The organism is Allobosea sp. LjRoot237 (assembly GCF_964253285.1).
Lineage (GTDB): Bacteria > Pseudomonadota > Alphaproteobacteria > Rhizobiales > Beijerinckiaceae > Allobosea.
Genome location: NZ_CAXUQP020000001.1, coordinates 5,408,254 through 5,423,321 on the forward strand (window position 1 = coordinate 5,408,254; position 15,068 = coordinate 5,423,321).

At 66.1% G+C, this 15,068-nt stretch carries 17 protein-coding genes; 14 read left to right on the top strand and 3 right to left on the bottom strand.

All coding sequences use genetic code 11. The annotated features are described in order from the left end of the window. The first annotated feature begins 68 nt into the window (after positions 1-68). Positions 69-929 carry a tetratricopeptide repeat protein gene (locus tag ACSQ24_RS26225; protein WP_436097527.1) on the top strand — a complete coding sequence of 287 codons (861 nt, stop codon included), beginning with the start codon at positions 69-71 and terminating at the stop codon, positions 927-929. A 107-nt stretch (positions 930-1,036) separates the two neighbouring features. Here the strand turns inward: ACSQ24_RS26225 and ACSQ24_RS26230 are convergent, their stop codons facing one another. After that, on the bottom strand, positions 1,037-1,939 hold the full coding sequence (locus ACSQ24_RS26230; protein WP_436097528.1) for a LysR substrate-binding domain-containing protein: 903 nt from the start codon (positions 1,937-1,939) through the stop codon (positions 1,037-1,039). Between the two features lie 138 nt (positions 1,940-2,077). On the opposite strand from ACSQ24_RS26230, the gene ACSQ24_RS26235 reads away from it, so the two are divergent. The 8 genes from ACSQ24_RS26235 to ACSQ24_RS26270 all read left to right on the top strand — a co-directional run bounded on the left by ACSQ24_RS26235 (position 2,078) and on the right by ACSQ24_RS26270 (position 9,262). Further along, positions 2,078-2,830 (top strand): SDR family NAD(P)-dependent oxidoreductase, encoded by a 753-nt coding sequence (locus tag ACSQ24_RS26235; protein WP_436097529.1) that lies wholly within the window; start codon positions 2,078-2,080, stop codon positions 2,828-2,830. A gap of 17 nt (positions 2,831-2,847) precedes the next feature. Continuing rightward, on the top strand, positions 2,848-3,690 hold the full coding sequence (locus tag ACSQ24_RS26240) for a transketolase (protein WP_436097530.1): 843 nt from the start codon (positions 2,848-2,850) through the stop codon (positions 3,688-3,690). Continuing rightward, positions 3,687-4,700 carry a transketolase family protein gene (locus ACSQ24_RS26245; protein ID WP_436097531.1) on the top strand — a complete coding sequence of 338 codons (1,014 nt, stop codon included), beginning with the start codon at positions 3,687-3,689 and terminating at the stop codon, positions 4,698-4,700. The genes ACSQ24_RS26240 and ACSQ24_RS26245 overlap by 4 nt, the downstream gene beginning before the upstream one ends. Before the next feature lie 47 nt (positions 4,701-4,747). Next, positions 4,748-5,632, top strand: coding sequence for an NAD(P)-dependent oxidoreductase (locus tag ACSQ24_RS26250; RefSeq protein ID WP_436097532.1), 885 nt, complete (start codon positions 4,748-4,750; stop codon positions 5,630-5,632). Positions 5,633-5,687: 55 nt separating this feature from the next. Beyond that, a complete protein-coding gene (locus ACSQ24_RS26255; protein ID WP_436097533.1) occupies positions 5,688-6,704 on the top strand; it encodes a TRAP transporter substrate-binding protein in 1,017 nt (338 codons plus the stop codon). Positions 6,705-6,766: 62 nt separating this feature from the next. Further along, positions 6,767-7,267, top strand: coding sequence for a TRAP transporter small permease (locus ACSQ24_RS26260; protein ID WP_436097534.1), 501 nt, complete (start codon positions 6,767-6,769; stop codon positions 7,265-7,267). Further along, positions 7,264-8,523: a TRAP transporter large permease gene (locus ACSQ24_RS26265; RefSeq protein ID WP_436097535.1), complete on the top strand. Its 1,260-nt coding sequence runs from the start codon at positions 7,264-7,266 to the stop codon at positions 8,521-8,523. The genes ACSQ24_RS26260 and ACSQ24_RS26265 overlap by 4 nt, the downstream gene beginning before the upstream one ends. A gap of 142 nt (positions 8,524-8,665) precedes the next feature. After that, entirely contained in the window at positions 8,666-9,262 is a 597-nt protein-coding gene (locus tag ACSQ24_RS26270) for a GNAT family N-acetyltransferase (RefSeq protein WP_436097536.1), read from the top strand. Between the two features lie 257 nt (positions 9,263-9,519). Here ACSQ24_RS26270 and ACSQ24_RS26275 read toward each other — a convergent pair whose 3' ends face one another. Further along, positions 9,520-10,242, bottom strand: a complete 723-nt coding sequence (locus ACSQ24_RS26275) for a FadR/GntR family transcriptional regulator (protein WP_436097537.1) — start codon at positions 10,240-10,242, stop codon at positions 9,520-9,522. 204 nt (positions 10,243-10,446) lie between these two features. Here ACSQ24_RS26275 and ACSQ24_RS26280 point away from each other — a divergent pair, with 204 nt between their 5' ends. The 5 genes from ACSQ24_RS26280 (at position 10,447) to ACSQ24_RS26300 (ending at position 14,668) form a co-directional block, all read left to right on the top strand. Beyond that, on the top strand, positions 10,447-11,433 hold the full coding sequence (locus ACSQ24_RS26280; protein ID WP_436097538.1) for an ABC transporter substrate-binding protein: 987 nt from the start codon (positions 10,447-10,449) through the stop codon (positions 11,431-11,433). Between the two features lie 93 nt (positions 11,434-11,526). Further along, positions 11,527-12,345, top strand: coding sequence for an ABC transporter permease (locus ACSQ24_RS26285; protein ID WP_436097539.1), 819 nt, complete (start codon positions 11,527-11,529; stop codon positions 12,343-12,345). Further along, positions 12,342-13,169: an ABC transporter ATP-binding protein gene (locus tag ACSQ24_RS26290; RefSeq protein WP_436097540.1), complete on the top strand. Its 828-nt coding sequence runs from the start codon at positions 12,342-12,344 to the stop codon at positions 13,167-13,169. Before ACSQ24_RS26285 ends, ACSQ24_RS26290 begins: the two co-directional genes overlap by 4 nt. 9 nt (positions 13,170-13,178) lie before the next feature. Further along, a complete protein-coding gene (locus ACSQ24_RS26295; protein WP_436097541.1) occupies positions 13,179-13,931 on the top strand; it encodes an ABC transporter permease in 753 nt (250 codons plus the stop codon). Positions 13,932-13,963: 32 nt separating this feature from the next. Then, entirely contained in the window at positions 13,964-14,668 is a 705-nt protein-coding gene (locus ACSQ24_RS26300; protein WP_436097542.1) for a fumarylacetoacetate hydrolase family protein, read from the top strand. 110 nt (positions 14,669-14,778) lie between these two features. Here ACSQ24_RS26300 and ACSQ24_RS26305 read toward each other — a convergent pair whose 3' ends face one another. Further along, on the bottom strand, positions 14,779-15,039 hold the full coding sequence (locus ACSQ24_RS26305) for a hypothetical protein (RefSeq protein ID WP_436097543.1): 261 nt from the start codon (positions 15,037-15,039) through the stop codon (positions 14,779-14,781). Positions 15,040-15,068: the final 29 nt, after the last annotated feature.

Sequence of the window (15,068 nt, forward strand, 5' to 3'; positions counted from 1 at the left end):
GTCCGTTAGGGTTAACGTTTTATCACCGAGGGCAACAGCTTTCCCGTACCGGCGAGGCATTCCGGCTGATGTCCATCCGCATTCGCGCACTCCGTTTCGGCCATTTCGCCGCAGCCTCGGCCCTCTGCCTTGCACTCGGCGCCTGCCAGATGCGCGGCGGCCCCGGCGACGTCACCGGCTCGATCGGCGCCAGGCAGACCCAGCCACGCACCGAGGCGCAATGGCGCAGCGAGGAGACGCAATGGGCGCCGCGCTACGAGGCCAATCAGAAGGACCGAAACGCCGCCTTCTTCTACGCCCGCGCCTTGCGCGCACTCGACAAGAATGCTCAGGCCCTCGCCGTTCTGGAAGGCGCGGTTCTCGTCCATACCGAGGATCGCGAGCTGCTCGGCGCCTATGGCCGCTCACTCGCCGACAATGGCCGCTTGAAGCAGGCCGACGACGTGCTGAGCCGCGCCCATATGCCGGAGAGGCCCGATTGGCGGATCCTGTCGGCACAGGGCACCGTCGCCGACCAGCTCGGCGAGCATGACCGCGCCCAGCAGCTCTACGCGGCCGCGCTGAAGCTGGTGCCGAACGAGCCGACCGTGATGTCCAATCTGGGCCTGTCGCTCGCCCTGTCGAAGCGCTTGCCGGATGCCGAACGCGTACTGCGCGAGGCCGCGACCGTAGCTGGCGCCGACGCCAGGGTGCGCCAGAATCTCGTCCTGGTGCTCGGCCTGCAGGGGCGTTTCCAGGACGCCGAGCAACTCGCCCGCCAGGACATGAGCCCGGCTGAGGCTTCGGCGACGATTGCCTATCTGCGTCGCTCGGTCAGCCAGCCGAACAGCTGGGATTTGCTGCGCGGCGGCAAGGCCAAGCCGGCAGCCCGTGCCGCTGCCCCGACGCCCAGGCCAACGCAGGACGACACTCAGTCCACCAACGGCTGAAGACCCGCAGCGCTCCTGAGCCCTTATTCTGGCACCGCGGCTTTCCGGCGGAACTGATCCGTGCTTCATCACCGCAGGCGATGCGTCCAGACCTGCGCTGCTGCTCCTTACATCGTTCCAACCTGGATCTTTGGCTCAGGCACGCCCAGCTCTTGTGTCAGCCATTGCGCGAACATGCGCACCGAACGGCGTGCCTTCGCCATGCGCGGAAAGACCAGGTAGTGGCCGATATAGCGCACATCCTGCGCCCGCCCTGCGAGAGGCGCCACCAGCCGACCATCGGCGATCTCGCGCTCGGCAAGCCGTGTCGACTCGAGCGCGACGCCGAGACCGTCCACTGCCGCAGCTATCGCCATGAACGATCGATCAAAACGCGAGCCGCGCGGCGCCGGCGGGCTGATGTCGTTGGCACCGAACCAGCTGGTCCAGCGTACCCGCTTGTTGTCGCTCTCGATCAGCTTCGCGCCGAGGAGGTCCTTGGGTGAATTGATCCGCGCGGCAAGCTCCGGCGCGCAGAGCGGGGTGACCGTTTCCTCGCCGAGCGGGATGACGATCAGCCCCTCCTGCCGCGGCGGCCCGTAGCAGATGTCGGCGTCGAACTCGTCATGCTCGAACTGAGGATAATCGATCCCGGCCGCCAGCCGCACTTCGAGGCCGGGCTGCTTGGCGAGGAGGTCGCGCAGGCGCGGCAGCAGCCATTGCGCCGCCATCGACGGCGCACAATGCAGCCGCAAGAGGTTGCCGGAGCGGGCGCCGACGGTCTCGATACCCTGCCGCATCTCGTCGAAACCCGCCGCGACATGGCGCAGCAGCGCTTCGCCCGCAACATTGAGATGGACGGCACGGCTCTGCCGATCGAACAGCGCAGCGCCCATCAGGATTTCGAGCTTGCGGACCGCGTGGCTGATTGCGCTGGGTGAAATCCCGAGCTCCTCGCCGGCCGCGCGAAAGGACCCAGTCCGGGCCGCCGCCTCGAAAGCCTGGAGCGCGGAAAGCGGCAAGCGTCGCATGATCGTCTCCTCAGCCGGATATCGCGCCGGTCGACCAATGGTGAATGCAGTTCATGTCATAACGTAATTTTTGCGTTTTTCATGCGCTGAAGCATGAGCCACCCTCAGGCAACAAGAATTTGCCGATCGAGGGATGGAATGCTCCTGCAGAACAAGACCGCCGCGATTTCGGGCGCGGCCAGCGCGCGCGGCATCGGCCTCGCCACGGCCCAGCTGTTCGCCGCCCATGGCGCGCGCATCGCGATCCTCGACATCGACGCAGCCGCTGCGAAGCATACAGCCGCCGACCTCGGCCCGCAGCATATCGGCCTCGGCTGCGACGTCGCGAACAAGCCGTCCTGCCAGGAAGCGGCGGATCAGGTGATCGCGGCCTTCGGCCATCTCGACGTCCTGATCAACAATGCAGGCGTCACCCAGCCGGTGAAGACACTGGAGATCGACGAGGCGAGCTGGGACCGGGTCCAGGACATCAACTGCAAGGGCGTGCTGTTCCTGAGCCAGGTCTTCATCCCACATATGCAGGCACGCAAGCAGGGCGCGATCGCCTGCATGTCCTCCGTCTCGGCGCAGCGCGGCGGCGGCATCTTCGGTGGCCCGCATTATTCCTCCGCCAAGGCGGGCGTGCTCGGCCTCGCCAAGGCGATGGCGCGCGAATTCGGCCCGGACGGCATCCGCGTCAACTGCGTGACCCCCGGCCTGATCCAGACCGACATCACCGGCGGCAAGCTCACCGACGAGATGCGCAAGGACATCATCAAGGGCATCCCGCTCGGCCGGCTCGGCGATGCGAGCGATGTCGCGGGCATCTATCTGTTCCTCGCCTCCGACCTCTCGGCCTACGTCACCGGCGCCGTCATCGACGTCAATGGCGGCATGCTGATCCACGGTTGAGCCAAAAGCATCGCCCCATGAGCACCGCGTCCCTCGGCCACAATGTCTCCCTCGAACGCCGCGCCTGGAATATCCGCCGCCACGCCATCCTGATGGGCGAGGTGCAGGGCCAGGGCTATATCGCGCAGGCGCTCGACATCGCCGATGTCCTCGCCGTCGCCTATTTCCACGCGATGCGCTACCGGCCAGACGATCCGGACTGGGAAGGGCGCGACCGCTTCCTGCTCTCGAACGGCCATTATGCGATCGCGCTCTACGCCGCGCTGATCGAGGCCGGGACCATCCCCGAGGACGAGCTCGACAGCTATGGCTCGGATGAAAGCCGCCTGCCGATGTCCGGCATGGCGAGCTACACGCCCGGCATGGAGATGTCCGGCGGCTCGCTGGGCTTGGGCCTGTCGATCGCGGTCGGCAAATGCCTCGGCCTCAAGCGCAAGGGCTCAAGCGCCAGCGTCTACACCCTGTTCTCCGATGGCGAGCTCGACGAAGGCTCGGTCTGGGAGGCGATCATGTCCGCCGCCCATTACAAGCTCGACAATCTCGTCGCCGTCGTCGACGTCAACAACCAGCAGGCCGACGGCCCCTCGACCAAGATCATGGGTTTCGAGCCGCTGACGCAGAAGCTCGAAGCCTTCGGCTGGTTCACCCAGCGCGTCGACGGCAACGATCTCGCCGCCGTCCGCGCCGCCTTCGACGCCGCCAAGGCTCAGCTGGCTAAGCCCAGCATGATCATCGCCGACACGCTGATGGGCAAGGGCGTGCCCTTCCTCGAGGCGCGCGAGAAGAACCACTTCATCCGGGTAGAAGCGCATGAGTGGCAGCTCGCGCTTCAGGCGCTCGACGAGAGGAAGCCGTCATGAAGCCCGCAGCCGCCAAAACCGGCTCCGGCAAGCCGCGTCTGACCACCTCGGCGATGATCGCCTCGATCGCCGGCGACGGGCAGCGCACCAAGGCCGCACCCTTCGGCCATGCGCTGGTCGAGCTGGCGAAGCAGGACGCATCGATTGTCGGCATGACCGCCGATCTCGGCAAATACACCGATCTGCACATCTTCGCGCAGGCCTTTCCCGACCGGCACTACCAGATGGGCATGGCCGAGCAGCTCCTGTTCGGCGCCGCCTCCGGGTTGGCAGCGGAAGGCTTCACGCCCTTCGCGACGACCTATGCCGTCTTCGCCTCGCGCCGCGCCTACGACTTCATCCACCAGACGATCGCGGAGGAAGACCGCAATGTGAAGATCGCCTGTGCGCTGCCGGGCCTGACTTCGGGCTATGGGCCGTCGCACCAGGCGACCGAGGATCTGGCGCTGTTCCGCGCCATGCCGAACATGGTGGTGATCGACCCCTGCGACGCCCACGAGATCGAGCAGGTCGTGCCCGCCATGGCCCGGCACAAGGGGCCGGTCTACATGCGCCTGCTGCGCGGACAGGTGCCGCTCGTGCTCGACGAGTACGGCTACAGCTTCGAGCTTGGCAAAGCCAAGCTCCTGCGCGACGGCTACGAGGTCCTGTTCATCTCTTCCGGCATCATGACGATGCGTGCGCTGGAAGCTGCGAAGGCGCTCGAGCAGGACCGCATCGATGTCGGCGTGCTGCACGTGCCGACGATCAAGCCGCTCGACGCCGCGACGATTCTCGAAGCCTGCGCCAAGCCGGGCCGGCTCGTCGTCGTGGCCGAGAACCACACGGTCAATGGCGGGCTCGGCGAAGCCGTCGCCGGGCTGCTGATGCGCGCGGGCGTGCATCCCGCTTTCCGGATGATCGGGCTGCCGGACGAGTTCCTCGCAGCCGGCGCGCTGCCGACGCTGCACGACCGCTACGGCATCTCGACAGACGCCCTCTGCAACAGGGTCAAGGACTGGTTGAAATAGCCTGAGCACGCTGCGGCTTCCGCCGAAGGGTACGACGGGGAGGAATGATGAAGACGATCGGTTTCGTGGGGCTCGGTTCGATGGGCCTGCCCATGGCGATCAACCTGGGCAGGGCAGGCTTTGCCGTGACAGGTTTCGACCTGCGCGCCGAGGCTCGCGGCGCCTTGGAGACAGCGGGAGGCCGGGTCTCCGGCTCGCTCGCGGAGGCGTTCTCCGGCCGCGATGCCGCCGTGCTCATGGTCGTGAACGCCGCGCAGGCCGAGGACATCCTGTTCGGTCAGGCGGCGCTGGCGCAGCTCGCTCCCGGCGGCATCATCATTCTGATGGCGACCTGCCCGCCGACCGCCGTTGCTGCGCTCGCCGCCCGTGTCGAGGCCGCCGGCCATGCGCTGGTCGATGCGCCGGTCTCCGGTGGCGTCGTCGGCGCCGAGGCAGGCAGCCTGACCATCATGGCGGCGGCGCGCCGGCCTGTCTTCGACGCGGTGAAACCGGTGCTCGACGCCATGGGCTCGAAGGTCGTCTTCATGGGCGAGGAGCCCGGGCAGGGGGCGACGGCGAAGGCGGTCAACCAATTGCTCTGCGGCGCCCATCTCGCCATCGCGGCGGAGGCGCTGTCGCTGGCCGAGAAACTCGGCGTCGATACGCAGGCCATGCTCGACATCGTCTCCGGCTCGGCCGCCTCGAGCTGGATGCTCAGGGATCGCGGCGCCCGCATGCTGGAGCGCGAGCCGCGCGTGACCAGCGCGGTCGACATCTTCGTCAAGGATCTCGGCATCGTCCTCGAAGCCGGACGCGATGCGAAGGCGGCGCTGCCGATGGCCGCACTCGCCCATCAGCTCTTCCTGTCGGTGTCGGGACGCGGCCTTGGCGCCCTCGACGACAGCCAGGTGATCTCGGCCTACCGCAGCCTTCAGGGGCGGGACGGGCCCTGACCGGAACGATCAGCAAAGAAGCCGCGGAAGCGGCGAACCATAACGGGAGGGACTGATGACGAAATTCGATCTGTCAATGAGGGGACCAAGCCGCCGCGGTATGCTGGCGGCCGGCCTTGCGATGCCCGCCGTGCTGAGCCTGCCGCGCGGCGCGCAGGCGCAGGCTACCATGACACTCGGCCACAACGCCGCCGCCGGCAACCCACGCTGGATCGCGGCCGACAAGTTCAGCGAGCTGCTCAAGGCGCGCACCAACGGCCGGCTCGCGGTCCGTGTCGCCGGCGCCGAGCAGCTTGGCAACGAGCAGTCGCTCCTGACCAGCCTGCGCACCGGTGCGGTCGACATGACCGTCAACAGCCAGGGCTCGACCTCGGCGCTGCTGCCGGAACTCGCGGCGCTCGGCCTGCCCTTCCTGTTTGCGAACTCCGCTGCCGCCTTCAAGGTCCTCGAAGGCCCGATCGGTGCCGAGTTCGACCAGCGCTTCGCCAAGATCGGCATGGTGCCGCTCGGCTGGTGGGACAACGGCATCCGCCACATCACCAACAGCAAGCGCCCGATCGTGAAGCCGGCCGACCTCAAGGGCCTCAAGATCCGCACGCCGCCCGATCCGATGACGATCGACATCTTCCAGGCGCTCGGCGCCGGCACCGAGCAGATCTCCTTCGGCGAGCTCTATGTCGCGCTCCAGCAGGGCGTCGTCGACGGGCAGGAGAACCCGCTCGTCAACATCGCCTCGTCCAAGCTCTTCGAGGTCAACCGCTTCATCTCGCTCTCGGCCCATAAATGGGAGTGCTCGCCCTTCCTGATGTCGCAGATCACCTGGATGCGCCTGTCGCCGGCCGATCGCGAGGTGGTCAAGGCCACCGCCAAGGAGGCGGGTGAGTTGCAACGCAAGCTCTTCCTCGACGCCGAGATCAAGTTCGCGGCCGAGTTCAGGGCGAATGCGAAGCTGCAGGTCAACGAGGCCGACATGGCCGCCTTCCGCGAGGCCTCCGCCAAAGTCTACGACGCCTGGAAGACCAAGCCGTTCGGCGATTTCGTCGACCGACTCGCCAAGGCGGCGAGGGGCTGAAGGCTATGGCACAGCAGCCCGGAAAGGGATGGGGCCCAAGCGCCATCGCCCTGGCCGACGGCGTGGATCGCCTCGCCGCCAGGTTCTGCGAGGCGGTCGTCATCGCGGTCGGCTCGGCGCTGCTCGCCATGCTCACCGCCAATGTCGGCGCCCGCTATGCGCTCGATTCCGGCGGCTTCCGCTTCGCGCAGGAACTGCCAGAGCGGCTCTTCCCGGTCTTCATCATGGCGGGCGTCGTGCTCGGCGTGCAGAAGGGCGGACATATGGCGGTCGAGACCGTGCTCGCCATGCTCGGCCGTGAAGGCGCGCGGATCATGCTGCTGGTCGGGCATGCGATCGTGATCGGCAGCTACATCCTGCTCAGCAAGGACATCCTGCTTCTCGCGGACATGCTCTGGATCGACCGCTCCCCGGTGATGGGGATCCCGGCGAGCTATGGCTATTACACGCTCGCCATCGGGCTCGCGCTGATCATCGTGGTCACCACGACGCAGGCGGTGCGCGTCGCCCTGATGGGCCCGGAAGCCATGCCGGTCCCGGCGCCCGAGGAGCAGGTCGCATGAGCCTCACCCTCATTCTCTCCTTCACCATCCTGATGCTGCTCGCCATCCCGGTCGGCCATGCGCTGATCGTCGCGGCGGGCACGGCCCTGCTGGTGCAGGGCCAGATCCCGCTGACGATCATCGCCCAGCAGATGTACCAGCAGACCCAGTCCTTCCCGATGCTGGCGCTGCCCTTCTTCATGCTGGCGGGCTCGCTCATGCTCGGCGGGGCGTTGGGCAACGAGCTTCTCGCCTTCGCCTCCAAGGCGATGCAGCGCTGGCGCGGCGGGCCGCTCTCGACGACGGTGGTCGCCTCGGTGGTGTTCGGCGGCGTCTCGGGCAGCGCCGTCGCCGATGCCAGCGCGCTCGGCTCGGTGCTGATCCCCTGGCAGAAGCGGCAGGGCTATCCCGCTCCGCTCTGCGCCGCCAACAACGCGACCTCGGCGATCATCGACATCCTGATCCCGCCTTCGATCCCGCTGATCCTCTATTCGCTGGTCTCGAACGTCTCGATTGCCGATCTCTTCACCGCCGGCATCCTGCCCGGCCTGCTCATGGCCGGCGGCTTCATCGTGCTGTGCAGCTGGATCGCGCGGCGCCGCGGCTATGTCTCGCCGGAGGCGCCGGTCTCCAAGGCGGAACTGGCGCGACTGGCCTGGCGCAGCATGCCGGCGCTGCTGATGCCGGTCTTCATCCTGCTCGGGCTGCGCTTCGGCATCGCGACGCCGACGGAGATCGCGGTTCTCGCCGTGCTCTATGCGCTGGTGCTCAGCGTCGCGCTCTATCGCGACATGAGCTGGAGCCGGTTCCGGATCAGCATGGTCGAGGCCGGCGTCGCCACTGGCGTGGTGATGCTCGTCATCATGGGCAGCGCCATCGTCGGCTGGATCCTGACCTTCGACCAGGTGCCGCAGCGTTTCGCCGAATGGGTCTCCGCGACGATCTCGAACCCCTATTTCGTCATCCTGGCGATGAACGTCCTGCTGCTGCTCGTCGGCATGCCGATCGACCTGCCGCCGGCGATCCTGCTGCTCGGGCCGATCTTCGTGCCGCTCGCCGCCTCGATCGGGCTCGATCCGGTCCAGCTCGGCATCATCATGGTGCTCAATCTCGGCATCGGCCTCTATACGCCGCCGATCGGCACGACATTGTTCATCTCGACTTCGATCGCCCGGACCACGCTCGGTGAGACGACGCGCGAGCTCTGGCCCTTCTTCGGGGTGGCGATGATCGTGCTGCTGCTGGTCAGCTATGTGCCGGCTCTGACGATCTACTGAGCGGCTCGGCTCGGCGTGTTGCGCGGATACCGGACTGCCGGCACCCGTCCGCATCCTGACTCTTGCGGACGGGCCGTCATGGCACAAGCGTGTCGGCGATCCCATATCGGCTGAGGCCGACCGCAAACATCCGGACCATGCCATGACGTCCATTGCTGTCCGTTCCGCCTCCCGCGACGAGGCGAGCTCCGTCTCCGCGCTGATCACGCTCGCCTTCGCGACCGATCCGATGGCGCGCTGGTCGCTGAGCGACGCCCAGGTCTATCTCGCCGTGATGCCCGACCTGATCCGTGCGTTCGGCGGCGCCGCCTATGACAGCGACAGCGCCTATGCGAGCGACGGTTTCGGCGGCGCGGCGCTATGGCTGCCGCCCGGCGTGGAGCCCGACATGGAGACGCTCGATCGCCTCGTCCGGACGAACGCCGATCCGGCGATCCTGCCCGACGTCGACGCGATGTTCGACGCGATGGCGCGCTATCATCCGGAGGCCCCACACTGGTATCTGCCGCTGATCGGCACCGATCCGGCGCGGCAGGGCCAGGGAATCGGTAGCGCGCTCATGCGTCACGCGCTCGCACGCTGCGACCGCGATGGCGTCGCAGCCTATCTGGAATCATCGAATCCGCGGAACATCCCGCTCTACCAGCGACATGGCTTCGAAATTCTGGGAACCATCCAGATCGGATCGTCGCCGGTCCTGACGCCGATGCTGCGCCCGCCGCGTCCTGCCGCAAGCTGATCGGACGACGCCCCTTTTTCAAGCTTACAGGCGCGAGCGCGCCTCTTCAGCGACTGCCTCGGCGGTGATGCCGAAATGGCAGTAGAGTTCGTCGGCCGGGCCGCGTCCTTATCCCGCCTCGCACCAGCAGCCGCGATCGGCTCAGCGCCTCGCAGGCGTTTGGCGCGTCGGCCGAGATGCGGCGAGCTTCCGAGGCCAGCGCAGAGTGAAGAGCTTGCCTTGAGTCGAGACGGTCCTTCCGAGAAGCTCTTTTTGTCTCAAGGCGAGCGCCCGATCAGCCGATCCTCGACGTTCTGAAGATGCCGGCGCATCGCGTCGGCGGCCCCCGCAGGCTCCCGGTGGGCGATGGCGTCGACGATCCGGTCATGGTCGTCGAAACTATGGTGATCGGCGGGCGGGCTGCTGTGGCTCGGCCGTGGCCGCCCCCAGGTGACGGCGCGGCGCACGGCATTCAGCGTTTCGAGCAGCGCGAGCAGGATCGGGTTATGCGCAGCCTCGGCGATCTGATGGTGGAAGCGCGCGTCGTAAGCCTCGTATTCGCGCCAGGTCGTCGAAGCGCGGCAGGCGGTATTCAGTTCGGCGAGCGTGGTGACCTCGGCCGCCGTGGCGTTGATCGCGGCGAGGCGGGCAAGTTCAGGTTCGAGGCCGATGCGCGCCTTCATCACCTGGATCGGATTGCTGCGCTGCGCCAGATCCGAAATGTCCAGCAATTGCGGTGGCCGCGGCCCGACGAAGGTGCCCTTGCCGACATGGCGCCAGAGCTGGCCCTCGCGCTCGAGCACCGCCAGGCCCTTGCGCAGTTCGGCGCGCTTGACGCCGAGGAGTTCGGCGAGCTCCCGCTCCGGTGGCAGGCGCCCGTCATCCGGCAGCCTCGCGGCAGAGAGAAAACCATAGAGCTGCGTCAGGACGCCCGAGACGGCGGCATCGGGGGGAGAATCGACTGTCTGATCCATCATGCGGCGACCGGTGGTGAGTGACATCGCCTTGATTCCACGGATGGGCGACGATTGCAACCATTTTGAAATTGGTTGAAACAATCGGGTTTATAAGCTGAGTTCCTGGTCAATTTAGAGATCCCCCTTGGTCTTGACAGGATCAATCTTGGGTATGACACTGCCCAAAATAAAATTGGTTGCGACCAGATCGCGCAAAAAAGACCAAACAGAACTCTGGGAGGAGTCGTCATGAAGCCCTTGGGAAGAAGGCTGTCCGCCGTGTTTGCCGTCGCTGCCGCCCTGACGATCGGGAGCGTGACCGCGCAGGCGCAGAGCAAGGTCCGGGTGGCGCTCGGAGACGTGCTGTCGACTGAGACGCTCGCGATGATCGTTGCGCTCGAGCGTGCCAAGGAGAAAGGCGTCGACTATCAGGTGACGCATTTCTCGAAGGAGGATCTCGCCATCCAGGCCGTGATCAACGGTCAGGCGGATCTGGGCATCGGCACGCCCTATGCCGTCGTCCAGAAGAGCAAGGCGCCGCTACGGGTGCTCTTCCAGGGCACGCGCCTCGTCTTCTTCCCGGTTGCCGACAAGTCCTACAAATCGTGGAAGGACATGAACGGCCAGCCGATCACCTTCCACGCCCGTGCGACGGGGACGGAGGCCATCGGCAACATCATCGCCAAGCGCGAAGGCATCCAGTTCGGCGAGCGCAGCTATGTACCCGGATCAGAGAACCGGATCATCGGCATGATGAAGGGCCAGATCAAAGCCACCGTCGTCGATCTCGCCAACAAGAACCTGCTGCTCGAGAAGGCGGGCGACCGCTTCCACGTCCTTCCCGGGGTCAGCGAGCCCGCTTCCGACGAGACCCTGTTCGGGCAGATCGACTGGATCAAGAAGAACGAAAAGCAGGTGGACGTCATCGTCACCGAATTCCTGCGCCTCTGGCAGGAGATGGCGGCCAACCCGGGAATCGTCGAGCAGGAGCGCACCAAGCGCAAGCTGATGGCCGACCAGCCCAAGGAGGTGCTGGAGGGCATCACCAAGTTCTACACGATGGCGACCAAGGAGGGCGTCTATGCGCCGACCGGCGGCAGCGCCGAAATCGCGAAGGCCGATTTCGAGTTCTACACCGAGGCCGGACAGATGCAGGGGCCGGCTGCGGAGCTGAGGGTCGAGGACTTCTGGTATCTCGCGCCGCTCGAGCGGGCACGCAAGGCATTGGGCAGCTAGGGCGAGCTCGCGCCTGTCCAGCCAACCGGCATGCCGGGCGAATACGGCCCGGCCTGCCCCTCGCTGCGGCTCTCACGAGCGGAGTGACCTCCCTTGCAGATTTCCGACCTTGCCACTGCCCTCCCGACGCGCCGTGAGCCTCCGGCCAGCTACTGGCGCGATGCGCTGATCCACCCGCTCGTCCTGCGCCTGGTTTCCTTCGCGGCAGTACTCGCGCTTTGGGAATATGCCGGGCGGATTCCACTAAGCCCAGCCTTCCCGACCTTCCTCGAAACCATGGGCGGCCTCAGTGCGATCATCGCCGATGGAACGCTCTACAAGGCCTTCCTGATCACGCTCCACCCGCTCGTGATCGGCCTTGCCATGTCAGTCCTGCTCGGCGTGGCGCTCGGCGTGTTGATGGGTCTGCACGAGCCTTCGGAATGGCTGATCGCGCCCGTCTTCGTGATCGCGCAGGCGGCGCCGCTGGCCGCGCTCATCCCGATCCTGACCTTCGCCTACGGCATCGGGCTCACCGCCAAGATCATGACCGTCTGCATCATGGCGATGCCGGTCATCGTGCTGAACACGCTCGGGGCGGTGCGCAACACGCCAAAATCGCTTTTGGAAATGGGCCGGTCCTTTCTCGCCAGCCGCAGCCAGAGCATCCGCCTCGTCATCTTGCCCGCAGCGAGCCCGATGATCTTCGCCGGTCTCCGGCTCGGCTGCGCGGCCGCCTTCATCGGCGTGATCCTCGCCGAGCTGCTGATCACGCCGACCGGTATCGGCGACGTGATCTCCTACAACCAGTCGGTCGCCGACTATCCGAAGATGTACGCGGCCATTCTCGCCATCATCGTGTTCTCGGTCCTGTTCATCGAGTTGCTGGAGCGGATCGAGCTCACCCTGTTCCGACCGGAGGCCCGTGCATGAACCCGACCATCGCTCCTGCTGAACCACGGCAGATGTCCGGTTCCGCGCCGATCCCGCCGCTCGCCACGCGGCCGATCGTCGAGGTCAAGAGCGTCTCGAAGACCTATGCCGGCGGCATCGAGGCGCTCAGCGGCATATCGCTGGACTTTCCGGAAGGCCGATTGACGACCCTGCTCGGGCCATCGGGCTGCGGCAAGACCACGCTCCTGAAGATCATCGCCGGCCTGATCCCGGCGAGCGGCGGCCAGGTCTTCGTCGACGGCCGCGAGGTGAAGGGGCCGGGACCCGAACGCGCCTTCGTCTTCCAGGATTTCGCGCTGATGCCCTGGGCGAGCGTCATCCGCAATGTCGCCTTCGGGCTCGAATTGCGCGGTGTCGCCCATGGCGAGCGCGAGGCGATCGCCGAACGCCACATCGCGCGCGTCGGGCTCAAGGGCTTCGAGCAGAAATACCCGCACGAGCTCTCGGGCGGCATGCGCCAGCGCGTCGGCCTTGCCCGCGCGCTCGCGGTCGACGCCAAGGTCGTGCTGATGGACGAGCCGTTCTCGGCCGTCGACGAGCAGACGCGCCGCAAGTTCCAGGAGGAGCTGCTCGAGCTCGTCGCCAACGAGGGCAAGTCGTTCATCTTCGTGACCCACAGCATCGAAGAGGCGGTCTACGTCTCCGATCGGATCGCGCTGCTCTCGCGCCGTCCGAGCCGCGTCTCGGCGATCATCGAGCCGAGGATCGTGCGCGGCGGCGACCCGGAGAAGATCAGGCGCGACAGTGCCTATCTCGATGTCGTCGAGGATATCTGGCAGCAGCTCAAGCATTATCTGGATTAGGGGGCGGCCATGGTCATTTCCGGCATCCGCCTTCCCATGATGACGTCACTCATCGTCTGGGCCGTGATCTGGGAGATCGCAGGCCATACGGATGCGGGCTTCATCCTGCCGCCGCTGTCGCGCATCGTCTGGCGCGTCTTCGAGATCGTCCCGACCGCTTCGTTCCTCGACGCGCTCTTGATCACCGGCCGCGCCTTCCTGCTCGGCAATGCCATTGCGGTCGGCATCGGCGTCCCGCTCGGGATCCTGATGGGCCGCTCGGTCATTGCCGACCGGCTGCTCCTGCCCTGGGTGAACCTCTTCCTCTCGGCGCCGCTCAGTGCACTGGTCCCGGTGATCATGGTGCTGTTCGGGCTTGGCGAGACGACGATCGTCCTCGTCGTCGTGCTGTTCTCGATGTGGATCGTCGTGCTTAACACCCGCGCCGGCGTCCGCGCCATTTCACCCTCGCTGGTCGAGATGGCACGCAGTTTCGGCGCCAATCGCTGGCAGGCCTTCAGCCGGATCTATCTCTGGGCGGCGCTGCCCGAAATCCTGGCCGGCATCCGGCTGGGCATGATCCGCGCCGTCAAGGGCGTGGTCATCGGGCAATTGCTCGTCTCCGTCGTCGGATTCGGCACGCTGTTCGAGATCTACCAGTCGCATTTCCTGATGGAGCACTTCTGGGCGTTGCTGCTCGTGCTCTTCAGCTTCGCCTTCACCCTCAACGAGTTGCTGGCCGGGCTCGAACGCCGGTTCGCCTATTACGCCGCCTCGCGCTGACCAATCCTCTTGCCAACGAAGGATCCTGCAAGATGAACATCGCCACGCCTCAGAACCATGTCGTCCAGGCCCCGGCGCCGGTTTCGCTTCCCGTGCGCGGGACGCAAAGCCGCTTCCCGGTTCACCGCATCTATTGCGTCGGCCGCAACTACGCCGCCCACACGATCGAGATGGGCGGAGACCCGACCCGCGAGGCGCCCTTCTTCTTCCAGAAGAACCCCGACAACGTCGTCCTCGATGGCGGCGATTTCCCCTATCCGCCGCACAGCAGCAATGTTCACCACGAAATCGAGATGATCGTCGCCCTCGCCAAGGGCGGCAAGGATATTCCCGTCGAGAACGCCATCGACCACGTCTACGGCTATGCCGTCGGCCTCGACATGACCCGGCGAGACCTGCAGGACGAGTGCAAGAAGGCGAGCCGACCCTGGGAGATCGGCAAGGCCTTCGAGCATTCGGCGCCACTCGGCGAAATCGTGCCGGCGAGCACGATCGGCCATCCCGAGAACGGAGCGATCTGGCTGAAGGTCAACGGCGAGATCCGCCAGCAGGGCGACCTCAACCACATGATCTGGAAGGTGCCGGAGATGATCTCCTATCTCTCCGGCCTATTCGAGCTTCAGCCGGGCGACCTGATCATGTCGGGCACGCCCTCCGGCGTCGGTGCGATCATGCGCGGCGACGTGATGGAAGGTCATATCGAGGGCATCGGTACCTTGCGCACCAAGGTGGTCTGAGCGGCGACGAATACGGCTCCTGAAGCGGCGGGCTCGCATTGGCCGACAATGCTGCGGAAGGAAAATTTCGGAAAAGGTGCCGACGGATGGGCGCTCCGTCGGCACCTTCCTCAAGGCCAGACGTGTAGATCATCAAGCGATGGCGCGGAGTGTCGGCCGTTGAGCCCTACTCGACCGGCATGGGAGAAGATCAGGCACAGCTTCGGATACCTGCCGATCGTGCCGGAAAACAGCAGATTAGCGATCGCCATGGCGGCGCGCCCGCGTGTGCTCGTGCTCGACGAACCGGCGGCCGGTGTACCTGCCGCCGAAAGCGCGGCGATCTTCGAGCACGTCCACGCCTTGACCGCCAGCCTGACCGTGGTCTTCATCGAGCACGATATGGGCCTGGTCTTCCGCT

What these genes read in the sequence shown, in the direction of transcription:
- ACSQ24_RS26225 (WP_436097527.1), top strand. Translation starts at nt 69, where the DNA reads ATGTCCATCCGCATTCGCGCACTCCGTTTCGGCCATTTCGCCGCAGCC.
- ACSQ24_RS26230 (WP_436097528.1), bottom strand. Translation starts at nt 1,939, where the DNA reads ATGCGACGCTTGCCGCTTTCCGCGCTCCAGGCTTTCGAGGCGGCGGCC.
- ACSQ24_RS26235 (WP_436097529.1), top strand. Translation starts at nt 2,078, where the DNA reads ATGCTCCTGCAGAACAAGACCGCCGCGATTTCGGGCGCGGCCAGCGCG.
- ACSQ24_RS26240 (WP_436097530.1), top strand. Translation starts at nt 2,848, where the DNA reads ATGAGCACCGCGTCCCTCGGCCACAATGTCTCCCTCGAACGCCGCGCC.
- ACSQ24_RS26245 (WP_436097531.1), top strand. Translation starts at nt 3,687, where the DNA reads ATGAAGCCCGCAGCCGCCAAAACCGGCTCCGGCAAGCCGCGTCTGACC.
- ACSQ24_RS26250 (WP_436097532.1), top strand. Translation starts at nt 4,748, where the DNA reads ATGAAGACGATCGGTTTCGTGGGGCTCGGTTCGATGGGCCTGCCCATG.
- ACSQ24_RS26255 (WP_436097533.1), top strand. Translation starts at nt 5,688, where the DNA reads ATGACGAAATTCGATCTGTCAATGAGGGGACCAAGCCGCCGCGGTATG.
- ACSQ24_RS26265 (WP_436097535.1), top strand. Translation starts at nt 7,264, where the DNA reads ATGAGCCTCACCCTCATTCTCTCCTTCACCATCCTGATGCTGCTCGCC.
- ACSQ24_RS26270 (WP_436097536.1), top strand. Translation starts at nt 8,666, where the DNA reads ATGACGTCCATTGCTGTCCGTTCCGCCTCCCGCGACGAGGCGAGCTCC.
- ACSQ24_RS26275 (WP_436097537.1), bottom strand. Translation starts at nt 10,242, where the DNA reads ATGTCACTCACCACCGGTCGCCGCATGATGGATCAGACAGTCGATTCT.
- ACSQ24_RS26280 (WP_436097538.1), top strand. Translation starts at nt 10,447, where the DNA reads ATGAAGCCCTTGGGAAGAAGGCTGTCCGCCGTGTTTGCCGTCGCTGCC.
- ACSQ24_RS26290 (WP_436097540.1), top strand. Translation starts at nt 12,342, where the DNA reads ATGAACCCGACCATCGCTCCTGCTGAACCACGGCAGATGTCCGGTTCC.
- ACSQ24_RS26295 (WP_436097541.1), top strand. Translation starts at nt 13,179, where the DNA reads ATGGTCATTTCCGGCATCCGCCTTCCCATGATGACGTCACTCATCGTC.
- ACSQ24_RS26300 (WP_436097542.1), top strand. Translation starts at nt 13,964, where the DNA reads ATGAACATCGCCACGCCTCAGAACCATGTCGTCCAGGCCCCGGCGCCG.
- ACSQ24_RS26305 (WP_436097543.1), bottom strand. Translation starts at nt 15,039, where the DNA reads ATGAAGACCACGGTCAGGCTGGCGGTCAAGGCGTGGACGTGCTCGAAG.